The sequence below is a fragment of the Streptococcus moroccensis genome (assembly GCF_030812835.1).
GTDB classification, from domain to species: Bacteria; Bacillota; Bacilli; order Lactobacillales; family Streptococcaceae; genus Streptococcus; species Streptococcus moroccensis.
The window spans coordinates 1-23,699 of sequence record NZ_JAUSTM010000006.1 but is presented as its reverse complement, the minus strand read 5'-3'; the positions used below and the strand labels follow the sequence as shown (position 1 = coordinate 23,699).

Sequence of the window (23,699 nt, the reverse complement as noted above, 5' to 3'; positions counted from 1 at the left end):
GATTAAGGTAAAATCTAGAAATTTGCTGTAGTCATTTTATTTTACCAAAATTTTCAATCAATTAAAACCCTGACGATCATCAAAAAAACAGCCCAACGGCTGTTCAGACCGAAGACAAACTTCATTTTGGGGTTTGTCTTTTCTTGCGTTTTGAACAAAACGTGTGTACGAGTTGAAAAGATCTGACTGATCTCCCTATTTTTGGCAAAATAAAAAGACCTTCCCGCCAGTCGTTTCACCAATTTCTTGATATTTAGGCATGCCAAAGTCAGCCCAACCTTGTCTTCCATTTTGGACTTGCCTCTCTCTCGTGTGTATCTGAGATTGTGGTATTCTTTAGCTGTCCCAAAAAGCCTCTCAATCGTCTCTTTACGTTTCTGATAAAGCTCCTTCATTCCGCTTTGATGCCGGATGTCTTCGCAAATCTCCAAATAATCCTTCCAGATATGTCGTGTTACGGTTTTCTGATAGTCTTTATTTTGGCTACAGAGGCTTAGTAAGGGACAGGTCTGACAGTGCTTAGGATCACTCTTATATTCACGATAGCCTTCTCGATTAGTTGTGCGATACGGTAAAACCTGATTCTCTGGACAAAGATAACAATCATAGTAAGCATCATAAACAAAGGCGTTCGGTCGCAACATCCCTTTCTTTCCTCTGGGTCTCGTATAAGGAAACAAGGGGGTAATAGCCTTATCCAATAAAAACTTGGCAATACTTGGATTCTTGTAACCAGAGTCAGCGATAATGACCTGAGGGTTGAACGGTTCAATCTTGGAAAAGAGGGCTGGAAAAGCCTGGCTATCATGGATATTACCCGCTTCAACCGTATAAGCTAGAGCCCAGCCATGTTGGTCACAAGCCACTTGAGTCGCGTAAGCGAACACCTGCTTATGGTCCCCCTTATGAAACCAACCACTCTCTGGGTCCGTCGTTGAGACTTTCTTAGGGTCAGGTTTACTTTCTTTGGCGGGCTTTAAGGGCTTTTTTGCGTGTTTCTTCCGATCTTGCTCGATTTCAACCGCTAGTTGTTCACTCATGAAGGCTACCTGATGAGCGACGACTTGGTTCTGGTATTTTCGGTTATTGGCCGCTGCTTTGATATGAGTGCCATCCACGAAAATCTCAGAAGGGTCAACCAAACCAGCGGTTATGGCTTGATTTAGGACATGACTAAAGATATGTTCAATGACTGCCTTTTCTTTGAATCGTCTCGTATAGTTCTTTCCATAAGTTGTAAAATGAGGTACCCGATCATCTAAAGATAGCCCCAAGAACCAGCGATAAGCGACGTTAACTTGAATGTCTTTTATGGTCTGACGCATGGAATGAATCCCATAGAAACATTGTAGGAGAGGGATTTTAACCAACAAGACAGGGTCTAAACTAGGGCGACCATTATCCAAGCAGTAGCTATCTTCGACTAAGTCATAGATAAAGGAGAAGTCGATGACGGCATCTACTTGGCGTAGGAAATGATCCTCAGGAACCAGTTCTTCGAGGGCATAAAAACCAACTTGACGACGATTATAGTCAGGATTTTCCTTATGAAACATCACGCTTCCTCGCAAAGCCTTTTCTTTTAGTATACTCCTATTTCAACTAAAAAGCCCTTAGAAACCAAATTCTAAGGACTTTGTCTTCAATCTGAGCCACCAGCTTAGCTGGTGGTTTTCTTGTTTTTCTCTACGAAAAAAACTGGCTTGAAGCCATAATAAAAACAACCTTTCTAAACATTCATTTAAGAAAGGTTGTCTACATCTGTATTTAGAAAATTATCAATGTGTAATCATACCACCATCACAGACAAGCTCAGCACCAGTCATGTAGGCATTTTCAGGAGAAGCAACGAAATATACCAAATGAGCGATATCTTCTACTTTTCCTAAATGTGGAGGAAGAGGGTTAATCGTTTTTAAGTAATCTTCTGCATTTGGAACATTCTTCAGAGATTCATCTACCATTGGAGTACGAATACCACCTGGCAAAATTGCATTGACACGAATCCCATCCGGAGCATAGGTATAAGCAGCATGTTTCGTTAATAAATTAACGGCTGCTTTAGAGGCACTGTATCCAGCGTCATTGCCACAGTTTGGACCAGAGCGTTTTGAAGAAACGGATGAAATATTGATAACACTAGCATCTCCATGTTTTACCAGTACTTCATAGGCATATTTGCTTCCCAAAAATACACCGTCTACATTGCACGACTGCATCAGTTTAAACTCTTCAAAGGACATGGCATGAATATCTTTTCCCATTTCAATGCCTGCATTATTCACTAACACATCTAAATGGCCATAGTTTTCCTTTACAAATCCGATTAATTTTTTCCAATCTTCTTCAAAACCGACATTCATTGGATATGGTATAACATTAAACTCACTTAATTCATTTGCTACCCGTTCTAGCTTACTGGCTGTCCGTCCAGTAATAATGACAGTAGCACCATCTTCTGCAAAAATTTTAGCAATTCCTTCACCAATTCCTTGTCCACCACCAGTGACAATCACAATTTTATCTTTAAAAATACTCATCTTATTCAACTTCAAATCCCTTTGCTAATTCTAATACAATTTCTTCACAACTGTCGATTGACTTAATTAAAGAGGCAACATTAGACACCGTATTAATCCCAGCATCTAAATTTCCCTTTAACATCCCCTCATAGAAGCTACCAATATCGGCATTTAAGTTTCCTTGTTGGTTTTGTTCCTGACCAGTTTTTGCTACCTTATGAGGTGTTGAACGCCACTGCATTCCTCCACCAGCTTGAGTCACGACGATATAGTCATCTGGATGAGTATGTAAAATATCTTCTTTAGTAGCAGCACTCGCACGACATTCTTTAGATAAGATAAAGCGTGTTCCTACAAATAACCCATCTGCCCCAACAGCCTTCGCAGCTTTCGCCAATGGTTGATTCACCACTCCTCCAGCAACTAACACTGGGATTGTAACAGCCTCTTTCATCAGTGCTGTTAATGCAAAGGCACTCACTGCATGACTAGACATCCCACCACCTTCATCACTACCAGTAGCTACTAAGATATCTGCTCCAGCATCTTGGGCCAGCACTGCCCCTCTTATCGTAGGGAACATGTCCCTAAAGATAACGGTAAATCCATCCTCTTTCCAACTTTTAATTTGCTCTGGTACAACTGGCCCTGCAGCTACTAAGATTGTCACGTTTTCTTCTTTTAACATTTCAATTGTTGCTTTTGAGAATCCACCTGCATCAAATGGTTCTGTAAAAACATTGACACCGAACGGTTTATCCGTTAACGTTTTCAACTGACGAATTTGTTTGCGCATTTCCTCAGTTGTATCTTCTACACTGACTTTCTGCTCTTCAAATCCTGCGCTAATCCCCATTACACCTAAACCGCCAGCATTTGAAACAGCTGCCACCATCTCTGGAGACGTAATCCAAGTCATAGGTGCTTGGATGACTGGATATGTGATTCCTAGAATATCTACCACTTGATTCATCATGAATCCTCCATTTGTTTAATTGTTACCTTCATTATGATATATTTTTCACAAGCCGTATATAGACAAAGATCATTTTCTGTATTAAAATTAGACAGAAAGCGCTTTTTGGTGTAATATAGCCTTAATAAGGGAGGGATTTTATGAAGCAACTAACGAAACTAGCTTTATCTCAAGCTATTCGAGATTTAATGGATCACTACTCGCTGTCAGAAATTCGGGTGACTGAAATTTGTGAAAAGGCTGGAGTTGACCGCCATACCTTCTACTACCACTTTAAAGATAAGTATGATTTGGTTGCTTGGATTTATTCCTATAGCCAACAATTGGCTACCCAGCAAACAAACGGTTTTATGGGGCTTGAAGAATCCATTCTTGCATTAAGTGATTTAAAAAACTATCGCCAATTTTATAAAAAAGCATTTGAGGATGTTTCCGTCAATGCCTTAAGTCACTACATCGTTTCTTACAATGTAACCTTGTATGCTCAAATGATCAAACAAACCCTCCAAGTGGATGAGCTAGATGAAATCCTGCTCCAACAACTGCGCTACCATTGCTACGGTTGCCTAGGCTTATCACAAGACTGGATTCAAAACAATTGTGAAATGGACTGTCGAGAATTAGCCTTACAAATGACCGAATTTATGCCACCAATACTAAAAGATGTCGTAATGAAAACCAAGCCTTAATACAGGTCTACTGAAGATCCATCTACTAAAATTTGCGCAAATAAAAGCCTTGATGTCAAGGCTTTCAGACCGAAGACAAACTTCATTTTGGTGTTTGTCTTTTCTTTCGTTTTGAACAAAACGTGTGTACGAGTTGAAAAGATCTGACCGATACCCCTATTTTCGGCAAAATAAAAAGACCTTCCCGCCAGTCGTTTCACCAATTTCTTGATATTTAGGCATGCCAAAGTCAGCCCAACCTTGTCTTCCATTTTGGACTTGCCTCTCTCTCGTGTGTATCTGAGGTTGTGATATTCTTTAGCTGTCCCAAAGAGCCTCTCAATTGTCTCTTTGCGTTTCTGATACACCTCCCTCATCCCATCTTGATGACGGATGTCCTCGCAAGTTTCGAGATAATCTTTCCAGATATGTCGTGTTACGGTTTTCTGATGGTCTTTATTTTGGGTGCAGAGGCTTAATAAGGGACAGGTCTGACAGTGCTTAGGATCACTCTTGTATTCACGATAACCCTCTCGATTAGTTGTGCGATACGGTAAAATCTGATTCTCTGGGCAAAGATAACAATCATAGTAAGCATCATAAACAAAGGCGTTCGGTCGCAACATCCCTTTCTTTCCTCTTGGTCTCGTATAAGGAAACAAGGGGGGAATAGCCTTATCTAATAAAAACTTGGCGATGCTTGGATTCTTGTAACCAGAGTCAGCGATAATGACTTGGGGCTTGAAGGGTTCAATCTTGGCAAAAAGAGCTGAAAAAGCCTGGCTATCATGGATATTCCCCGCTTCAACGGTATAAGCCAGAGCCCAGCCATGTTGGTCACAAGCCACTTGAGTCGCGTAAGCGAACACCTGCTTATGGTCACCCTTATGAAACCAACCACTCTCTGGGTCCGTCGTTGAGACTTTCTTAGGGTCAGGTTTACTTTCTTTGGCGGGCTTTAAGGGCTTTTTTGCGTGTTTCTTCCGATCCTGCTCGATTTCAACCGCTAGTTGTTCACTCATGAAGGCTGCCTGATGAGCCACGACTTGGTGCTGGTATTTGCGATTATTGGCCGCTGCTTTGATATGAGTGCCGTCCACGAAAATCTCAGAAGGGTCAACCAAACCAGCGGTTATGGCTTGATTTAGGAGATGACTAAAGATATGTTCAATGACTGCCTTTTCTTTTAGTATACTCCAAGTTCAACTAAAAAGCCCTTAGAAACTGTAATCTAAGGACTTTGTCTTCAATCATGACCACCCGTCTAACGGGTGGTTTGAACAGGGGCTATAAGCCCACATCACCAGCCAGCGCCTAAAGACGCTGGCTTTCACTTTGTTCAAGCCTAACTGCTTTTGACTCGTCACTTGCCTCTTAAAGAGGCATTGGTATTACTTGCCATCATCCCTAAAGGGATCTTCGTACTCTTTTACGCTCAATTTATCTAGGGCGATGTCATGTTTTTCTTGTTCTTGGATATATTTTTTGATAGTGGCTTCGTTCAGTCCAACTGTGCTCACATAATAGCCCTCTGCCCAAAAATGGCGATTCCCAAACTTGTATTTGAGATTGGCGTGTTTGTCAAACATCATCAGGGCACTCTTACCTTTTAAGTAGCCCATGAAACTTGAAACGCTGATTCTTGGGGGAATACTAACTAGCATATGAACATGATCTGGCATTAAATGTCCTTCTATTATTTCGCCTAGACTCCTTCAATATTGATTATAGATTACTTTTCGTCTATACTTAGGGGTAAACACAATGTGGTATTTACACACCCACTTTGTGTGAGATAAACTATGTGCCTTTTGTGCCATATTTTGCTCCTTTCGCTTTACATTAGGCTTGAACACCTTTATTGTATCGCGTTTGGAGTTTTTTGGTATAACCAGCGATGCGCACCCGCATAGCGGGTGGTTTATTTGTTTCGCACCTGCGGAGCGAAACGGACTTAAAGTCACATAATCTGAAACAGCCTAACGGCTGTTTTAGGGTTCCTTACTCAATCATTCCGAGACAGAATGTTTAAGAGATGGATAAAAAGGTTGATAAAATCCAGATAAAGGTTTAGGGCTAATGAAACTGCCCAACCAGTTGGTACTTGACCATCTAGCTCGAAATAAACCTGTTTGATTCTTTGGTTATCCCAGGCAATAAGCCCCGCAAAAATAAGGACCGTCACAATGGAAATCACATATGACATGGCGCCACTTCCGATAAACACATTGACAACAGAGGCAATGATAATACCGATTAAAGCACCCATCAAGGCCTTACCGATCCCTGATAAATCTTTCTTAACGGTCACACCGATAATCGCCATAACAGCAAACATAACAGTCGCACTCAAAAGCGCCTGAAAAACTGTCGTCTGAGTATAACGGGCAATAATGAAGCTGAGCGTGTAGCCATTGACCAAAGAATAAATCAAAAACAAGGGCAGAGCCATCGGGGTGTTTTTGATCGCTGCTCTAGAGGCAAAAAGTACTAAGCCTAACTCAGCGAAGATAATCAAGTACAAACGCCAAGGAGAACCCGTAATCATGTTAACAAGATGGTTTTGGAAAACCGTTAACATCAAACCACTGACAAAGGTTGATAAACCGATGCCCATGGCAACAAATCCATAGATTTTGGCATAAAAACTGGATAAGCCAGTCTGTGTCTGAATAGCAGTATTGTTCATTCTAGCATCCTTTTTCCTTAACGTTTTAAAATGCGACGGTGGAACAGATGGGGGCGACGATGTTTAAAAGCCTCTGTATAGGGCGTTATCGCTTCTCGGACAGCCCAATATTTGTCCACTGTGGTCACGATATATGACTCTTTATAGCGGGGTGGCGCAATCGTTGCTCCCCACATATGTTTCAAAATGATATCTTCTTCTAACTTGTTAACCGTTGTAATTTTTCGAGCATTCCGCAAGGCAATTCGCGGATGAATCCAAGCATGACCTTTATTAAACTTAGTTGTCCGCCAATCATAATAAAACATGTCATGCATCACGCCACCACGAGCTGTGGATTTAGCGTCCCATCCAAATTTTTTAGCAATCTTATAACTGGTATAGGCGACATTGATCGAGTGTTTTAAGCGTGTTGAATGGTGATGATGAACAATCTGATCCATTCTCTTCATTCTGGGATTTTCAATCAACTGCCCAATGTATTCCATAAATTCTTTGTCTTGTGTATAGTGCATAGGCAAAACCTCACTTACAGATTCTTTCCTTTGGTCGCTCAACGATTGCGCTAACTCCCCGAAAAGAATCTCTATCATTATTATACCATTTTTAAGCCTAGATTTCTAATCGTGCGGTTCAGGACTAACCTGATATAAACGAGTAAATACCAGCTTAAACGATATGAAATAAGAGGATACCAGTAGCAACAGCCACATTGAGACTCTCCGCCCTTCCAGGCATTGTGATATGGGCCAATATATCAGCCTCCTGAGCCACTAGGTCACTGATACCTTGGCCTTCATTCCCCATAATAAGAGCAACATTAGCTGTCTTAGGCACCTCACGGTAATCAATGGAATGCTCAGAAAGTGTCGTCGCCACAAGTGGGATCTGGCAAGCTTTTAGTCTTGAAAGTGCCTCTGCAGTGTCTACTTGATAAATAGGTAGGTGAAAATGGCTACCCTGCATTGATCTCAGCGTTTTGAGATTGTAGATATCAGCAGTCTTTTCAGAAACGATGACTCCATCAAAGCCTGCTGCATCCGCTGTTCGAATCATAGTCCCAACATTCCCAGGATCCTGAACATCTTCAAGAACTAAGAAGCGACCTGTTAACACCTCTGGCATCTGCTGATTTGGAAGAGCAATAACCGCAACAACACCTTGAGGCGAAGGGCTCTCTGCAAGATCTTTCAACAGCTCAGCTGTTACCTGAACCGCTTGAGGATAATCCCTTACTTTGTCAGCTTGCTCCGGAATGACAAAGATTTTTTCAATATTAGCATTAGCGGCGACAGCTTCTTCAAAAAGGTGCCAACCTTCAATAAGATAGCTGGTTTTCCGGTATTTCTTTTGCTGTAATTTTTTGGCGTTTTTGATTGCATTATTAGCCCTAGATGTTATAATTTCCATAAGGATATTATATCATAAAGGAGGATGAACCTATGAAAAAAGTAAAAATGACCGCATCTGGCCGCGTTCAAGGTGTTGGTTTTCGTTGGGGTGTCTTGTCTCTAGCTCTTGAAATTGGAAATATCAACGGCCGAGTTTGGAACAACGAGGATGGTACGGTGACCATTTTAGCTCAATCTGATTATCCTGAAAAAATCAGCCAATTCATCCATGATATTCGTAAAGGACCAACTCCCTTTTCAAATGTTTCATACCTTGATGTGACCATGGCTAACTTTGAAGATTATAAAGATTTTAAAGTCAAACAATAAGTGGTTAAGACTTGTCTAACAGCTCTAAAAAAGGTAGAATAGAATAATATTATCTTAAAAAGGAAATTTTATTTGTGAAAAAGAAACAACTTCTACGTCTATTAGGCTTAGGCCTATTGGCTATGGTCTTTCTAGCGGGCTGTGTCCAAAATGAGAATGGTGTGCCGACAGGAGAAGGTTGGGTCTACAACCTTCTTGTAGCTCCTATGGGCCAATTGATTACTTACTTTGCTAAGGATCAAGGGTTTGGTTATGGGATTGGGATTATCTTGACAACCTTGATTGTTCGGGCGATTATCTTTCCTCTAGGGCTTTATCAGGCATGGAAAGCCAGCTCTCAAGCAGTGCGTCGCGAACACCTAAAACCCATTCTAGATCCTATTCAAGAACGCTTAAAAAATGCTAAAGACCAGCAAGAACAGCTTTTAATCCAGCAAGAAATGATGGCTGTTCAAAAAGAAAATGGTCTTTCCATGCTTGGTGGTATGGGGTGCTTACCTCTTCTTATCCAGATGCCTTTCTTTACAGCCATCTTCTACGCTGCCCGTTATACACCAGGTGTTTCTGAAGCGACCTTCCTAGGCATGGATCTTGGTAGTCCTTCTATTGTTTTAACTGTAATTGTAGGTCTGCTATACTTCCTTCAGTCTTACCTCTCCATGCTGGCAGTGGATCCAGACCAACGGGCACAGATGAAATCCATGATGTACATGAGCCCTCTCATGATTGTTTTCTTCTCCTTCACCTCTCCTGCAGGTGTAACCCTCTATTGGCTAGTTGGTGGTATTATTCAAATCGTCCAACAGTTGATTGTCAATTACATCGTACGACCATATCATAAGCGAAAAATTGCTGAGGAGTTTGAAAAGAATCCTCCTAAGGCGCGTCCTTCAACTGCTTCTAGTTACAAGAAGGATGTCACTCCAGCATCCAATAATCAAGCTGTTTTGCCTAATAAACCTAAAAACACTCAAAAACGCAATGCTGGTAAGCAACGCTCAAGATAACCATTATCCCTTTGGTATTTTTCCAAAGGGATTTTTGCTACTTCTGTTCTAAATAAGCGATAAGATCTGTCTCGTCTGCCCGCCAGTTGTTGTGATAGACCGACACTTGTTGACGGTTTTCAAAGTGGGATAAATAAGCTGTAGAACGGATAGCATACTTTTTAGAAAAAGCGCGATAAGACTTAGTAGAGATGCCTTTGGTATCTAAATGGTAGATTGTTTTATCAACCCTGTCCTTTACCTTTAATAGCTGTTCCTTAGCCAGTTGTGCATCGACATGATCCATTCGCCCCACGAAAAGATAGAAGGATCTTTTTGGCGAATGTTTAGTTTGACCTCATCCAAGCTCAATTACCTGAATGCCCTGTCCTCCGAAAAAGGGAAAGCAAAATCTTCTGCATGAATGCCTTTTAGAGACATAAAGCCGATTAAGACTGTAAGAATGATAATAAGTTTTTTCATCACAACTCCTTTCCCTTATCTATTCGTAAAAATCCAAAAAGAATGAGGACGAACAAGTATCCATCAGATAATGTTCGTCCCCACTCTTTTTAGAGGTATAAAGATCTTTTTAATACGGTAAAGGCTAGCGAAACTGCCTTAAGCCACTGCGTGTCGATTTTGTTCAATCCATTCGCGACGGTTGGAAATACTACCTAGCTTTTAAGCCTAATTTGCTTTTTCAACTTTGACGATTTTAACATCATAGCTTCCTGCTGGCGTTGGAATTGTGACGGTATCACCGACCTTGTTTCCAATTAAGGCATGCCCCATAGGGCTTTCATTTGAAATTTTACCTGCAAACACATCCGCAGATGCCGCACCAACAATGGTGTAAACTTCAGTTTCTTTTTCACCGACTTCTTGGATGGTAACCGATTTACCGATAGCAACCTCATCTGCAGCTACCGAGTCGCTATCGACAATTTCGGCGTTGCGAATTTGGTGTTCAATCGTTGAAATTTGACCTTCAACAAAGGCTTGCTCATCCTTAGCCGCTTCGTATTCACTGTTTTCTGAAAGATCGCCGTACGAGCGTGCTACCTTGATGCGTTCAACGATTTCAGGGCGACGTACCAATTTTAATTCTTCAAGTTCTTTTTCCAATTGCTCTTTCTCAGCAAGTGTCATAGGAAATGTTTTATCAGCCATTTTAATATGTTCTCTTTTCTTTGTTATGGTAACAAAACAAAACAATGTGACCGAGCACATCATTTTGTTTCTCTTTTTTATTCAGTTGTAGAAGATTGAATCTGTTCATTGACGTATGTCTGAACATTCACATTATGTTCTTCAATTGTATTGGCAAAGTAAACCTTACCGGTAGTCACATCCGCTACAAAGTAGAAGTAATCTGTCGTACTTGGTTCAATGGTCGCTTTGATGGCCGATAAGCTTGGGCTTACGACTGGGCCAGGCATGTAACCAAGATTAGTGTAGACGTTATAAGGTGATTCAATCTGAGTGTTGATCGTCGCATCTTCGACTAGGGAAATTTTCTCACCTAGCTTACCTTCTGCATATAAAATTGCAATATTTGATTGCAGAGGCATTCCCCATTGCATACGGTTATAAAAGACACTAGCAATATTCTTACGATCTTCATCAGAAGACCCTTCTTTTTCCACCAAGGATGCCAAGGTTAAAATTTGGTTAACGGTTTGTCCTTGACTCTGAATCGTTTCATAGTAAGTTCTTAGATTTGCATCCATAGCTGCCAACATTTGATCAACAATCTCACGAAGAGTTGTCTCATCTTGGTACTCATAGGTTGCAGGGAAGAGATAGCCTTCCAAACGATAAATCACACCCGAGTCAGCAGTCGGTAAACCTCCTAAGAGGTCTGGGTATTTCTCCTGCATTTCACTAATGAATGCCTCATCCGTTACAAGTTCCATAAACTCTTCTGAGGTATAAGGTGAAGCAGAACGATTAGATGATGCTGCATTCACTGAAATCGCTTCTGCAATTTGTTTTAAGGTGTAACCTTCAGGGATCGTGACTTTTCCTAAAGATGGTACCACTTCTTCAGCTGTCCCTTCTTGTTGAAGGGTTGCAATGATGTCATCTACAGTCATGCTCTTTTGCAATTGATGATAGCCACTTTGGAAGCCAGACTGGTTTTTGAACTTGGTATATAAATCAAAGACAGTAGCATTCTTAATCAGGCCATTTTTTTCAAGGGTCTGAGAGATATCCTTAACAGAAGAACCTTCTGGTATTTGGACTTGAACAAATTCAGTCGCATTTGCATCTACTGGAGCTAAACTATCTTTAACAAAGAAGTATCCGGCAACCCCAGTTGCTATTAGGACTAACAACAAGGTCGTGAAAATACCCACAACAAGCTTCTTAGCCTTAGATTTTTTCTTAACCTTTTTAGGTTTCTTAGGAGTTCTTTCAGGATTAGAAGAACGACTCAGTCTTGTCGGTTCAGCAACACCTGACGAAGCTTCTGGCTTTTCAGTAGCATATGAACGTTCCGATGAGACTGGTGGCTCTATTTTTTCCGTTTCCATAAACTCTTCTGTCGGATCAACCTCTGGTTTGAACGTCAAATCCACTTTGTGAGGGATTGCTTCTGGTTCAGCTTTAACAACTGGAACGCCGTGGTCAATTCCATCTGCTCCTTCGGATAAACGTCGTGCTTGTTCTGCTACGAAATCAGGGACTTCATTAGCTGGTCTAGCAGATGTTTCAGCCTTGGAAGAGGTCATCTTGGCAGCTAGTTCGGCCTTGAGGCGCTCAATATCCTCACTCACTACCTGAGTGGTATCTGTAGGTTGTGATTCCGTCGATAAGGGGTTGTTTTCAAAGACAGTTTCATCTGTCTCTTCAACCTGAGTTTTAAGAAGTTCTAAATCTCTTAGGATTTTCTCTTTAAAAGTTAACTCTTGGTCATTTGGATTTAATTTATCAGACAACGGCTAACTCCTTTCACACAATTACTAGTCATTATATCTTAAAAGCACTATAAAAGCAAGCCTTTTCACCTCTAAGGCTTGTTTTAACAGGTTTTTAAGGGCATCTCCAGGACATATTATACCAAGTACCTCCCCCGTGTGTAGAGGTCGACAAACCATTATCCTTGAACCCGTTCATTTCGTAATAAGGAATCAAATAGTCATGGCAGGTCAGGGTAATCCCTTGGCGTTCTTGAGCAACTGCAACATCCTTTAAGGCAGCAATCAACGCCGTCCCTACTCCTTGACCTTGATACTCCTTGGCAATAGCTAGAGAGGTTACCGCAATGGTACCGCCTTTCTTGGGATTGGGCAGAGAGCCTTGAAAAAGGTCATCTGTCAAAAAGTTTCCCTCAATCACAGGTCCTTCAATAAAGCCAGCTATTTCACCAGCAATCTCAGCAACCAAGAATGTGTCGCTATTGAGTCGAATATGAGAATGAAACGCTTCGACCGTTGACGCTTCTTCTGCTGAAAAATTCTGAAACTCGATGGCTATGACACGCTCGGTATCCGTCATTGTTACATGTCTAATGGTTATCATATGTTATTGAACATTCTGGGTTAGTCGAGAGAGGAGTTGCTCAAATGAATACTCATAGGATTGAATATCCCCTGCTCCCATAAAGACATAAACAGCATTGTCATGGTCTAGCAATGGAGACACATTTTCAACGGTCACAACAGAACCAGGTTTATGAATCTTAGCAGCCAAGTCTTCGACTTTTACATCACCATTATCTACTTCTCGTGCAGAACCATAAATTTGAGCAAGATAAACAACATCGGCCAAATCAAGAGCCGTGGCAAAGTCATCTAATAGGGCAATCGTGCGCGTAAAGGTATGCGGTTGAAAAATAGCTACTATTTCTTTTGTTGGATACTTCTGTCGAGCAGCATCGATCGTTGCCATTATCTCTGTCGGATGATGAGCAAAGTCATCAATAATCACCGTATCATTAACTTTCTTTTCCGTAAAACGTCGTTTAACACCTGCAAAGGAAATCAGATGCTCACGTACCAGGTTCAAGTCAAAGCCAGCTTGGTGAAGCGTTGCTATAACAGCTGTAGCATTCATGACATTGTGCTTTCCAAAGGTCGGAATCGCAAATTCACCCAACTCTTCCTGCTCAAATCGTACTTTAAAGCGAGATCCTGAGGTTGAACGTTCCATATCATAAGCCACATAGTGGTTCTCCTCTGAAAACCCATAATAATAAATAGGAGCGCTCGCTGTAATCTGACGCAGATGTTCATCTTCACCGTACACAAAGAGTCCTTTAGTGATTTGCTTGGCGTAATCATCAAAAGCATTACAAACATCTTCAAGACTGGTGAAATAGTCAGGGTGGTCAAAATCAATATTGGTGATAATAGAGTATTCAGGGTGATAAGGCATAAAATGACGCTCATACTCATCGGACTCAAAGACAAAATATTTGGCACTCTCAGAGCCACGACCTGTCCCATCACCAATAAGAAAACTTGTGTCAGTGATATGGCGAAGCACATGGGCAAGCAAACCAGTTGTCGACGTTTTTCCGTGAGCACCGGCAACTCCAAAACTCGTAAAATCAGTCATGAATGCGCCAAGAAATTCATGGTAACGGCGGTAGGGAATCCCGTGCTTTTCAGCATAGGCCACTTCAACATTATTAGCTGCCTTAAAGGCATTTCCAGCAATTACCTCAACATCATCTGTCAGATTTGCTTCTGAAAAGGGCAAAATGGTGATTCCTGCTTGTTCAAGCCCCCGTTGAGTAAAGTAGTACTTCTCCTCATCAGACCCTTGAACCTTGTGTCCCATTTGATGAAGCATTAAGGCTAGGGCCGACATTCCTGAGCCTTTAATTCCGATAAAATGATAGGTTTTTGTCATAGTTGTTTTCATTATTCAAAACGCGTCAAGTCCAGTTCTTGAGCGACTTTCTTCTTTTTCTTTTGCGTGTTTCCTTGGTAATTATAAACTTGACTGGTTTTTAGGAAATCATAAGTGTTCTTTTGAACTTTTGGTGTCTCTTCTACGATCTCTTCTGGCACATCTGGTTTTAGTTCCGCTAGAATATAGCTATCTTGCCTTAAGCGGTTGGCAGATCTTGTGAGATCAAACATTTGCTCTTTGTCCAAATCCCTTTGTGTTGGCTTGGGTTGAGGTAACTCCTTACTCTTAAAGCCGGGCTTATCAAAATTGAGGTAAGGGGCTGAACGTTTGCGTTTCAAATCCTCACGCGCTTGTGCCCGAGCCACTTGAGTGTATGAAAAGGCACTCTCTCTTTGTTTTTGACTAGGCTTCGGGTGAGAAGTTCTCATGCTTCTAGGAGCGCCTTCAGACGAGCCCCTTGCTCTTTCATAACCAGGCCTTGAATGGTCTTTAGATGTCAGGATAGATTCCCGATAAGAAAATGAATTCTCCTGATCAGTGCTAAACGATGGCTCATCATAAGGACCCTTAATATTTGAAATCAAATCCTTATCATCATAAAGGTTCATGACAGGTTGCTCACGCACCATTAATTCATCATCACCAATTAGAGGAAATTGTTCTCGCATATAAAGTCCTTTCTGAAGAAATAAAGTTAGAGTAACCCTTGTATCAATCGTTTTTCATTCTCGCTCCCTATTATATCGTATTTTAATAGGCTATGCAAAATCTACCGTATAGGAAGGCTGAGGATTTCACGGATATCTTCCGCACTGAGGCTCCCCCTAGTATCTTGACCGTCTAGAACTGTTGTAATCAGTTGACGCTTATTGTCTTGGAGGGCTTGTATTTTCTCTTCGATGGTACCTCTTGTTATTAAGCGATAAAATTCAACATTTTTCTGTTGTCCCATTCGATACGCCCGGGCAACAGCCTGATCTTCAACGGCAGGATTCCACCAAAGATCGACAAGGATAACTGTATCGGCTCCTGTGAGGTTAATCCCAACACCGCCTGCTTTCAAAGAGATTAGGACAGCATCGCGACTACCTGCATTAAAAGCTCGCGTAATATCCTGACGCTCATCTGATTTGGTTGATCCCGTAATAGTATAACTGGTCATGTTTAGGTTATCCAGCTCCTCTTGGATCAATTCCAACATCCCACGAAATTGTGAAAAGATCAGAACGCGATGATTTCCCTCTTGGATTTGGAGCAAGAGTTGACGCAGACTTTCTAACTTACCGCTATCCCCCTGATAATCAGGCATAAAGAGTTTTGGGGTATTGCAAATTTGACGCAAACGGGTAATAGCAGAAAGAATTTCAATTTTCTTACTATTGATTTCACTGTCACTTGCATCGCTTAAACTGTCACGAAGCTGTTGAATTTGAGCTAAATAAATAGCTTTTTGATCATCGGTTAATTCATTGATTTGATTGATTTCTTGAAGATCTGGAAGTTCTGTGAGCACCTCTTCTTTACGACGTCTAAGGACAAACGGTTGAATCATTCTAGCAACTTCCTTAGCGGTCAATTTGTTAAAGGCGCGCTTTGCTGGCAAAAGATCTGGCATGACAATCTGGAATATAGACCAGATTTCTGTCAGATGGTTTTCAATAGGTGTTCCAGATAGAGCAAAGCAGGATTTAGCTTCAAACTGACGTAAATGGTGTGCAATCTTAGTCTGATCATTTTTCATCACCTGAGCTTCATCTAAAATCAGGACGTCAAATTGCTTCTCTTGAAAAGCTTCAAAATCCTGGCGGAAGGAAGCATAGGAAGTCACAGTGATTTGATGGTCACCGGTCAGCAACTCCATTCGTTGAGCTTTTGAGCCATACGAAACCACCACATCAATATGCGGAGCAAACTTTTGAAACTCATCCTGCCAATTGTAGATTAAACTGGATGGCGCTAAAATCAAGGCCTTTTGCTCTGCTTTTAAACTATGAGATAAAAAGGCAATAGTCTGTAAGGTTTTTCCAAGCCCCATGTCATCTGCTAATATCCCACCTAATCCATAATGGGCGAGCATAGACAACCATTTAACCCCTAAAAGCTGATAATCCCGAAGGGTAGCATTAAGCTTAAATGGCTGCAACTCAAACCGTTCTGGAAATCTCAAATGGTCCATCAAACCTTGGAAAGCCCCTGAAAGATGAATGGAGTCCTCGCCTTCAAATTGTTGCGCCAATTGAAGGGCTGATAAGGTTGTCATTTTAAGAGCACCATTTGGCAATAGCTGGGCACGGAGATCCTGCAAGGTCTGATTAACCCTATTTGTCTCTTCGTCAAAAATGATCATCTTACCGGATTCAGTCACATAAAAGGATTGTTCAGACTGGAGAGCCTCATAAGCTGCCGAAATCTCTTCTTTCTTGACATCTTGAAAATCAAAGGCCACATCTAAGAAATCTCCTGTCAAGTCAAGATGAAGCCTTGCTTGAGAAGGACTAAATGTTTCTGTCACCGTTTCAGAAAGGACGACTTCTCCAAATTCTTCAAATGCTGGCAGCGTCCTTGTGTAAAAATCATAAAAATCTTGACTAAGAACTAATGGTTTCTCGCTGGTGAATCCTGGTTGAAAGCCATGAGATTGCATCAAATCATGAATGGCTGCTAAGTGCTGATAGTGAACTGTAAACGGCAAACTCTCTAGCATGGCTTGATCAGGAACCCAAATCTTATCAAAATCCAAAGCCATTTCTAAACGGATGGTGTCATTAGCCAAACGTGTAAATTCAAAATAAGCTCTGAAATCATGAATTTTAAAGTTTTTAGGAGCTTTTACAGTCCCCATCTTGTCTAAATCCAGCAAGAGCAAGGCCAACCGATCCTTGTCTTCGATGTCGACTTGTAGAACTCGCTGCCCTTCAGGGCTTAAAGGAATCTTTCTTAAAGCCTTTAACAGGGATTTCTGACGGCTGGTCAGACGGTAAAAGACTCCCTCTTTAAATAAGTAATGCTCCTGAAAAAAAGCCTGGTAGGAACACTCATGCATGGTTAAATCGATTAAGGTTTGCTCGACGACCACCTGAAAAGAAAAGAGAGGAGCTTCTCCAGTTAAAGCAGTGACTGTTACTTGTCGGTAGGTCTGCTCATCCAAAATCAACTGAAAATCAGACAGACCTTGGAGAAGTTTGAGACCTTCTTCAAAAAATCCTTCTGATAGTCGCAAATGACGACCAAAATTGGGTAGGTAAAAACTCGTGTCAAAATCAACAGCCTCAGGCAACAAACGGTTTAAAAACAGAAGAAGATCTTGGCTGGCCTGATCAAACTGTTCCAAATGGATTGGTTCGAAATAATTCTTGCCAATCTGGTAATCTTTGCCATCATTAAGGGTCTTTAAAAATGCCTTAATATCGCGAATGATATAAGACCTTGTATCTGGCATCCGTAAGATTTTCAATGTCCAAACCAACTGACGATCCAAAAGGCTATACTGGCCTTCTGCTTCGAGACGATAAAGCGTCTGATTGGTCTCCCCACCAAGTGGTAAACTATCCAAAAAATCACTGCCAACAGATTTCTGACGAGCTTCTTCTTGCAACTGTTCGCTACTTGATTGAACCTTCTCAGTTAGTTCTTGACCCGTTTCGTCATTTTTCAAATAGTATTCCATAGCGGCCAAGTGTTCACAGAACCCTTTTTTTCCAAAAAGTTCACAGTCACATTGAATTAAGCTATCTTCAAAACTAAAAATCAGGTGATGACCATCGATATCAGCAACAATGGTCTCGTCCTGGATTGTCATGTCGTTTAAGACTTGCGCCTCATAAAGAGCAATCCCTTGATTGCGGACATAACCAGGCATTAATCTACTCATAAAGTCTCCTTAAAGGTATCTCCTTATTATACCACAGTCCCAAAGCACAGGCTAGCAGAAACCATAGAAAAAAGCGCAAGACGCGCTTTTGAGTATCCTAAGTAATGGCAATATCCGGAATCCAGCTAGGTCAGCGAGGAGCTTTTGCATAAAGCAGCCAACTACAGACTATCGGGATCAAATTCAAGACAACAAAGAAGAGATACTGCCAGTAACCATTAGTGAAGGCAAAGAAGAGCCACCAGGCATTGGACAAGACAAATATCATCACAGCCAGTAACCAAATAGAGCGATTCTGACTCTTGTGCGCAAAATAAACCGCTAAAACACCCAGTAAAAAGACGAAAAGGTGGGGCACCATGATTACCAAATAAGCAAAAAGAAGCCAACCACGTTCAAAAGCCAATAAGAGAACAGCCGCCAGCACATTTAGAAGCAGGTAAAAGACCAGGTAGTTATTCAAGTATTTGAAATAGGGATTATCATAGCTCATCATATTGTTCACCTTTTCTAAAAAATAAGATTGGAAGCCTTTCCAATCTTATTTTACCATAAATTTTAATTTATTTCCGTTTGCGGGCAATCAGATGAATCGGTGTTCCTTCAAAGACAAAGGCCTTGCGGATTTGGTTTTCAAGGAAACGCAGGTAAGAGAAATGCATGAGCTCTTCTTCGTTAACAAAGACGACAAAGGTCGGTGGCTTGGTCGCCACTTGCGTCGCATAAAAAATCTTAAGGCGTTTGCCCTTGTCAGTCGGTGTTGGGTTAATGGCAATCGCATCCATGATCACATCGTTAAGAACAGCAGATGGAATCCGAGTGTTCTGGCTTTGGCTGATGCCTTTGATCATCTCTGGCAACTTATGCAGACGTTGTTTAGTCAAAGCAGAGACAAAGATGATTGGCGCATAAGCCAAATACTGGAAGTTATCCCGAATGTCATCTTCCCAAGCCTTCATGGTGTGGTTATCTTTTTCGATGGTATCCCATTTATTAACCACGATGATCATGCCTTTACCAGCTTCATGGGCAAAACCAGCGATACGCTTGTCGTATTCGCGGATACCCTCTTCAGCATTGATGACCATCAAGACCACATCAGACCGGTCAATCGCACGCATGGCACGCATGACAGAATATTTCTCAGTGTTTTCATAGACCTTACCGGATTTGCGCATCCCAGCCGTATCAATCATGGTAAACTCTTGGCCATCACTGTCTGTAAAATTGGTATCAATGGCGTCCCTGGTTGTTCCAGCAACTGGCGAGGCAATCACCCGGTCTTCTCCCAAGATGGCGTTAATCAGGCTCGATTTCCCAACATTGGGACGACCGATCAAGCTAAACTTGATGATATCTGGGTTTTCAGGCTCGATTTCCTGCGGAAGATTTTCCACAATGGCGTCCAAAACATCCCCTGTACCAATCCCGTGCACAGACGAAACCGGATAAGGATCGCCCAAACCAAGGGCATAGAAGTCATAAATGTCGTTACGCATCTCAGGGTTATCGACCTTGTTGACCACTAAAAGCACAGGCTTATTGGTCTTATAGAGGATACGCGACACGTACTCATCAGCATCGGTTAACCCTTCCTTACCTGACACCACAAAGACGATAACATCAGCCTCTGACATCGCAATATCAGCCTGATGCTTGATCTGCGTCATGAAAGGCGCATCCACATCGTCGATCCCACCAGTGTCGATAATCGAGAATTTTCGATTGAGCCACTCAGCCGTCGCATAGATACGGTCACGGGTCACACCCTCCACATCCTCGACAATCGAAATCCGCTCACCCGCGATTCGGTTAAATAAGGTAGACTTCCCAACATTGGGACGTCCGACAATTGCAATTGTTGGTAAAGCCATGAGGCCTCCCTTTCTAATTTGAAGCTTCCCCTAACACTAGGGGCTTTTGACAAATAGCAGAGCTGGGACCTTGCTCACCTCTGCGCTTTAAAGTAATTTCTGTTGTTTAAGATGCTCAGCCGTCACAGGACTCTCAGGTGCCCCAAACTGCTGGGCAATCCGTTCTGACCAAAGCTCCGTCTGACGAGCGCCGGCATACTCCGTCTGAACGGCGTCAAAATCATGGATAACTTGGGCATCCTGCTCTTGGTAACGCTCCTCAAAGACCACCGCTTCTAGCGGTAACCGTGGTTTCGCTGGGTTATGACGCTTGGGTACCCCTAAAGCAATCCCAAAGATGGGATAGGTATAATCTGGCAAATGCAACAGCTCAGATAGCTCTTTAGACGATTGACGGACCAGACCGATCATGACTCCACCGTAGCCCATGCTCTCTGCCGCTAAGAGGATGTTTTGCCCCACAAGAGCGGTATCAACCGAACTGATCAGCAGGTTCTCTGCACCATCTGCATGAAATTGCTCCGCATGGAGCTTGGTCGCTAACTCTGCTCGCTTAAGATCGCCGACCATCAACAAAAAGGTATCGCAAGACAAAATCCATGGTTGTTGCTGCAAATCGTAGATGGCCTGCTTGGTTTCTTGAGACCGAACCTTGATAATACTATACGATTGGAAATTTTTCCAGCTTGACGCCGCTTGGCCAGCTTTTAAAATCTCCGTCATATCCTCTTCAGGAATCACTTCCCCAGTAAAAGACCTCACTGAGACGTGCTTTTTCATAAGTTCTGTTAATTCTGTCATCGGCGATTAGCTCCTTTCAAATGCAAGGGTTTGGCTAAAAACTTGATCCTTTCCATCAACCGTTTGGCCTGCCAAGTCTCATCTCCAGAGCGACCATTGGCGAAATGACGCTCTAAATCCTCAAAACTAAAGTTTGAAGTAAAGAAGGTTGGCAACTCTTCCTGCATCCGGTGTTGCAAAATAACTTGAAGAACATCATCACGCAACCAGGCACTGAACTGCTCTGCACCAATATCATCCAAAACGAGGACAGGAGCCGATTTGATTTCATCAATCATGCCCTTGACATTATTACTACTGATAGCATTTTTAACATCAACAGCGAAACTTGGAAAGTGCAGTAAGGTTGTTGCTACCTGACATTTCTCAGATAGTTCTCGAGCCAAATAAGCCATGATAAAGGTTTTTCCTACCCCGAATGACCCATAAAGGTAAAGCCCAGGCTGGTAGCGTTCTTTAAAATGTTCCACAAAATCAGCCAAGTAAGCATAGGTCTGCATCCGATTAGGGTCGCTAAAGTCCATATCCTTAGCTGAAATTTGACGTAAACCCTTAGGTAAATTCACCAGTTTAATCCGCTGATTGATTGACTTTTGCGCCACAGCATCCAAGAGTTCCCGGGTTTCCTGATAGCTAACATCCGCATAGCCCTTGTTTTTAATGAGGACGGGACGATACCCTTTCATAATATAGCTCTCAGAGCCAGAGAGAAAGTTATCCCTTTCCTTGATGTACTCAAAAAACTTCGAGACGGAGCGGGTGATTTCTTCCGCAGACAACTCCTGCTGTGAAATAAAGGCTTTCACATCTGGGTCAGCCAAGGTTTCAGCCTTCAAGTCTTCATAGGATTTTTGTGCCTTGTTGGGTCTCGCACCCACTTGTTTGGCAATATCTAACATGGTTTAGGCCTCCTTGTCTCCAAGCATTCTGCGACGGAGTGCTTCCAGTTCTTCTAACTCTTCTTCGGTCGCCTCTGTCCGATAACTTTCCATACTCCACTCAGGGACATTGGATTTTGTTGACTTAGCATACGTCGATTGTTTTTTGTGTTCCTGAATTCTAGGCTCTTTCAAAAATGAAATCGCACCTTCAGCACTATTGATTTTATGATAGGACAACTCATTTCCAATTTTTAGAGCGTATTTCTCATTTAAATTTGCGCTATCAATCTTGTTAAAAGTAAACAAGACCAAAACATTGATAACAGGATCTAACAATCCGAGTTGCGCTATTTCTTTTAGAACAAGGCGTTCTGAACTGGTTATACTAGCTTGACGCGATTGCTTAATATCTGATAAAAATTCTAAAGAAGTCCGAGATTTTGCCCATTTAATGAGAGACTGCTCAGCCTCTGAAGTACTAACTGTTGTCTCAATCTCTTGATGAAGGGTATTTAACAACCTTTTAGTTGAAATAACAGAATTAATAGCCGTTTCCTTAGCCATTTGATAGGTCTCAAACCATGATTTTTTGGCTTTTTCAGCATACTGAAATAAAACCAAAACATCGTCTTTTTCATTAGCAAATCGAAGTGAATCTCTGGCCATCATCTGCTTAAAATGAATCAAGTCAAAATCATCTTCAGAAATAGAAACCAGCTTTTCTTCTATATCAGAAACAACTTGAAAAACATCGGTCGCCTTTTTGTTTAAAGACTGATAATCATCCTTTTGGGTTATTTTCAAACGATTATAGGCCACTTCACCAATCTTTTTCTCAAGTAAATGCGAAAAAATATGATGATTAAGGAAGGACTCATTAGTTAATGCTGGCTTTAAAACAATAGTATAGATATGATCCTGAGCCAAAGACAAACTCACTAATTTCATAGCAGTTAACTTATCTAGGGTCGCCTCTAAACGATCTATCCCCACGTTTAAATGATTTAGAATATCACTAAGTAGATGCTCCTGAGTCCCATAATCATAAAAAGAGATTAAATAAGTATAAAGGGCTAGACCCTCTGAACCAATTAGCGGCAAGTAACACTGTCCTAAACTAACCCCATCAAGATGAACGAAATTTTGTTTTACAAACCTAAAGGTATCAATTGGTTTCATTCGTTAGCCTTGTTTTCACTTTCTTTATTACCATAAATGACTTCTTTTAATAATGTTTCTAATTCAGCAACATCCTTAAAACTTCTATATACACTAGCGAACCTCACATAGGTAATCTCATCCAAATTGACAAGCTCATCCATAACAAGGCTACCAATGATATCACTTGAAACTTCACCATCATGCTGGCTCCTAAGTTTTTGTTCTATTCGATTAACAATCTCGTCAATTTCAGTGCTTGACACCGGCCTTTTCTGAGCCGACCGAATAATACCATTAAAAATCTTATCACGGGAAAACTGCTCTCGATTGCCATCTTTTTTTACAACAACAAGAGTTTTTTCTTCTACCCGCTCATAAGTTGTAAACCTATAACGACATTCTTCACATTCACGTCTTCTCCGAATCGTATTACCATCTTCAGCCTGTCGACTATCAATAACACTAGACTTAATACCGCTACATTTAGGACAACGCATTGCTTTCCCTCCCTTTACTAATATCTCCTTATTCTACCACAAAATTAAAAAGAAAAAAAGCAAGTCGAAGACTCACCACTCTACAAAATAAAAAAATCGGGAAGACAGGATTCGAACCTGCGACCCCTTGGTCCCAAACCAAGTACTCTACCAAGCTGAGCTACTTCCCGATACATAAAACTCTCG

At 41.6% G+C, this 23,699-nt stretch carries 22 protein-coding genes, 1 tRNA gene and 2 pseudogenes; 3 read left to right on the top strand and 22 right to left on the bottom strand.

Annotation, left to right across the window (positions count from 1 at the left end; all coding sequences use genetic code 11):
• Window positions 1-53: 53 nt before the first annotated feature.
• The 3 genes from J2S23_RS03945 to J2S23_RS03935 all read right to left on the bottom strand — a co-directional run bounded on the left by J2S23_RS03945 (window position 54) and on the right by J2S23_RS03935 (window position 3,498).
• Window positions 54-1,556 (bottom strand): IS1182 family transposase, encoded by a 1,503-nt coding sequence (locus J2S23_RS03945; protein ID WP_370868690.1) that lies wholly within the window; start codon window positions 1,554-1,556, stop codon window positions 54-56.
• 222 nt (window positions 1,557-1,778) lie between these two features.
• Entirely contained in the window at window positions 1,779-2,540 is a 762-nt protein-coding gene (locus J2S23_RS03940) for an SDR family NAD(P)-dependent oxidoreductase (protein ID WP_307121455.1), read from the bottom strand.
• A 1-nt stretch (window position 2,541) separates the two neighbouring features.
• Window positions 2,542-3,498: an NAD(P)H-dependent flavin oxidoreductase gene (locus J2S23_RS03935; RefSeq protein WP_307121454.1), complete on the bottom strand. Its 957-nt coding sequence runs from the start codon at window positions 3,496-3,498 to the stop codon at window positions 2,542-2,544.
• 140 nt (window positions 3,499-3,638) lie between these two features.
• Between J2S23_RS03935 and J2S23_RS03930 the strand changes: the two genes are divergently transcribed.
• Window positions 3,639-4,187 (top strand): TetR/AcrR family transcriptional regulator C-terminal domain-containing protein, encoded by a 549-nt coding sequence (locus tag J2S23_RS03930; RefSeq protein WP_307121453.1) that lies wholly within the window; start codon window positions 3,639-3,641, stop codon window positions 4,185-4,187.
• Here J2S23_RS03930 and J2S23_RS03925 read toward each other — a convergent pair.
• The 5 genes and pseudogenes from J2S23_RS03925 to J2S23_RS03905 form a co-directional block, all read right to left on the bottom strand.
• A pseudogene (locus tag J2S23_RS03925) lies at window positions 4,184-5,341 on the bottom strand (IS1182 family transposase); the annotation flags it as partial. The gene J2S23_RS03930 and the pseudogene J2S23_RS03925 overlap by 4 nt on opposite strands.
• Window positions 5,342-5,557: 216 nt before the next feature.
• A pseudogene (tnpA, locus tag J2S23_RS03920) lies at window positions 5,558-5,986 on the bottom strand (IS200/IS605 family transposase).
• A gap of 185 nt (window positions 5,987-6,171) precedes the next feature.
• On the bottom strand, window positions 6,172-6,855 hold the full coding sequence (locus tag J2S23_RS03915; protein ID WP_307121452.1) for a Bax inhibitor-1/YccA family protein: 684 nt from the start codon (window positions 6,853-6,855) through the stop codon (window positions 6,172-6,174).
• A 17-nt stretch (window positions 6,856-6,872) separates the two neighbouring features.
• Window positions 6,873-7,370 (bottom strand): HD domain-containing protein, encoded by a 498-nt coding sequence (locus J2S23_RS03910; protein WP_307121451.1) that lies wholly within the window; start codon window positions 7,368-7,370, stop codon window positions 6,873-6,875.
• Between the two features lie 154 nt (window positions 7,371-7,524).
• Window positions 7,525-8,265, bottom strand: coding sequence for a TrmH family RNA methyltransferase (locus tag J2S23_RS03905; RefSeq protein WP_307121450.1), 741 nt, complete (start codon window positions 8,263-8,265; stop codon window positions 7,525-7,527).
• A 32-nt stretch (window positions 8,266-8,297) separates the two neighbouring features.
• On the opposite strand from J2S23_RS03905, the gene J2S23_RS03900 reads away from it, so the two are divergent.
• Both J2S23_RS03900 and yidC read left to right on the top strand, forming a co-directional pair.
• The gene (locus tag J2S23_RS03900) at window positions 8,298-8,576 is read left to right on the top strand and encodes an acylphosphatase (protein WP_307121449.1); all 279 of its coding nucleotides are present in this window, start codon (window positions 8,298-8,300) and stop codon (window positions 8,574-8,576) included.
• Window positions 8,577-8,698: 122 nt separating this feature from the next.
• Window positions 8,699-9,583: a membrane protein insertase YidC gene (yidC, locus tag J2S23_RS03895; RefSeq protein WP_307121551.1), complete on the top strand. Its 885-nt coding sequence runs from the start codon at window positions 8,699-8,701 to the stop codon at window positions 9,581-9,583.
• Window positions 9,584-9,620: 37 nt separating this feature from the next.
• On the opposite strand, the gene J2S23_RS03890 is transcribed toward yidC, so the two are convergent.
• The 14 genes from J2S23_RS03890 to J2S23_RS03825 all read right to left on the bottom strand — a co-directional run bounded on the left by J2S23_RS03890 (window position 9,621) and on the right by J2S23_RS03825 (window position 23,683).
• Entirely contained in the window at window positions 9,621-9,869 is a 249-nt protein-coding gene (locus J2S23_RS03890; protein WP_307121448.1) for a hypothetical protein, read from the bottom strand.
• A 383-nt stretch (window positions 9,870-10,252) separates the two neighbouring features.
• Complete coding sequence (gene greA, locus J2S23_RS03885; RefSeq protein ID WP_307121447.1) at window positions 10,253-10,735, bottom strand: transcription elongation factor GreA; 483 nt, start codon at window positions 10,733-10,735, stop codon at window positions 10,253-10,255.
• A 77-nt stretch (window positions 10,736-10,812) separates the two neighbouring features.
• Window positions 10,813-12,507: an endolytic transglycosylase MltG gene (gene mltG / locus J2S23_RS03880; RefSeq protein WP_307121446.1), complete on the bottom strand. Its 1,695-nt coding sequence runs from the start codon at window positions 12,505-12,507 to the stop codon at window positions 10,813-10,815.
• 94 nt (window positions 12,508-12,601) lie between these two features.
• Window positions 12,602-13,087: a GNAT family N-acetyltransferase gene (locus tag J2S23_RS03875; protein ID WP_307121550.1), complete on the bottom strand. Its 486-nt coding sequence runs from the start codon at window positions 13,085-13,087 to the stop codon at window positions 12,602-12,604.
• Between the two features lie 6 nt (window positions 13,088-13,093).
• Window positions 13,094-14,425, bottom strand: coding sequence for a UDP-N-acetylmuramate--L-alanine ligase (gene murC / locus J2S23_RS03870; RefSeq protein ID WP_307121445.1), 1,332 nt, complete (start codon window positions 14,423-14,425; stop codon window positions 13,094-13,096).
• 11 nt (window positions 14,426-14,436) lie between these two features.
• Window positions 14,437-15,096 carry a divisome accessory protein ZapJ gene (gene zapJ / locus J2S23_RS03865; RefSeq protein WP_307121444.1) on the bottom strand — a complete coding sequence of 220 codons (660 nt, stop codon included), beginning with the start codon at window positions 15,094-15,096 and terminating at the stop codon, window positions 14,437-14,439.
• Window positions 15,097-15,197: 101 nt separating this feature from the next.
• The gene (locus J2S23_RS03860; protein WP_307121443.1) at window positions 15,198-18,299 is read right to left on the bottom strand and encodes a pilus expression-regulating Snf2 family helicase; all 3,102 of its coding nucleotides are present in this window, start codon (window positions 18,297-18,299) and stop codon (window positions 15,198-15,200) included.
• 130 nt (window positions 18,300-18,429) lie between these two features.
• Window positions 18,430-18,795, bottom strand: a complete 366-nt coding sequence (locus tag J2S23_RS03855; RefSeq protein WP_307121442.1) for a hypothetical protein — start codon at window positions 18,793-18,795, stop codon at window positions 18,430-18,432.
• A gap of 67 nt (window positions 18,796-18,862) precedes the next feature.
• A complete protein-coding gene (gene der / locus J2S23_RS03850; protein ID WP_307121441.1) occupies window positions 18,863-20,173 on the bottom strand; it encodes a ribosome biogenesis GTPase Der in 1,311 nt (436 codons plus the stop codon).
• Between the two features lie 87 nt (window positions 20,174-20,260).
• Window positions 20,261-20,974 carry a nitroreductase family protein gene (locus J2S23_RS03845; protein ID WP_307121440.1) on the bottom strand — a complete coding sequence of 238 codons (714 nt, stop codon included), beginning with the start codon at window positions 20,972-20,974 and terminating at the stop codon, window positions 20,261-20,263.
• Window positions 20,971-21,873 carry a primosomal protein DnaI gene (gene dnaI, locus J2S23_RS03840; RefSeq protein ID WP_307121439.1) on the bottom strand — a complete coding sequence of 301 codons (903 nt, stop codon included), beginning with the start codon at window positions 21,871-21,873 and terminating at the stop codon, window positions 20,971-20,973. The genes J2S23_RS03845 and dnaI overlap by 4 nt, the downstream gene beginning before the upstream one ends.
• A gap of 3 nt (window positions 21,874-21,876) precedes the next feature.
• Window positions 21,877-23,034, bottom strand: a complete 1,158-nt coding sequence (locus J2S23_RS03835; RefSeq protein ID WP_307121438.1) for a replication initiation and membrane attachment family protein — start codon at window positions 23,032-23,034, stop codon at window positions 21,877-21,879.
• Window positions 23,031-23,513 (bottom strand): transcriptional regulator NrdR, encoded by a 483-nt coding sequence (gene nrdR, locus J2S23_RS03830; protein WP_307121437.1) that lies wholly within the window; start codon window positions 23,511-23,513, stop codon window positions 23,031-23,033. Before nrdR ends, J2S23_RS03835 begins: the two co-directional genes overlap by 4 nt.
• Window positions 23,514-23,609: 96 nt before the next feature.
• A tRNA-Pro gene (locus tag J2S23_RS03825) sits at window positions 23,610-23,683 on the bottom strand.
• Window positions 23,684-23,699 lie beyond the last annotated feature (16 nt).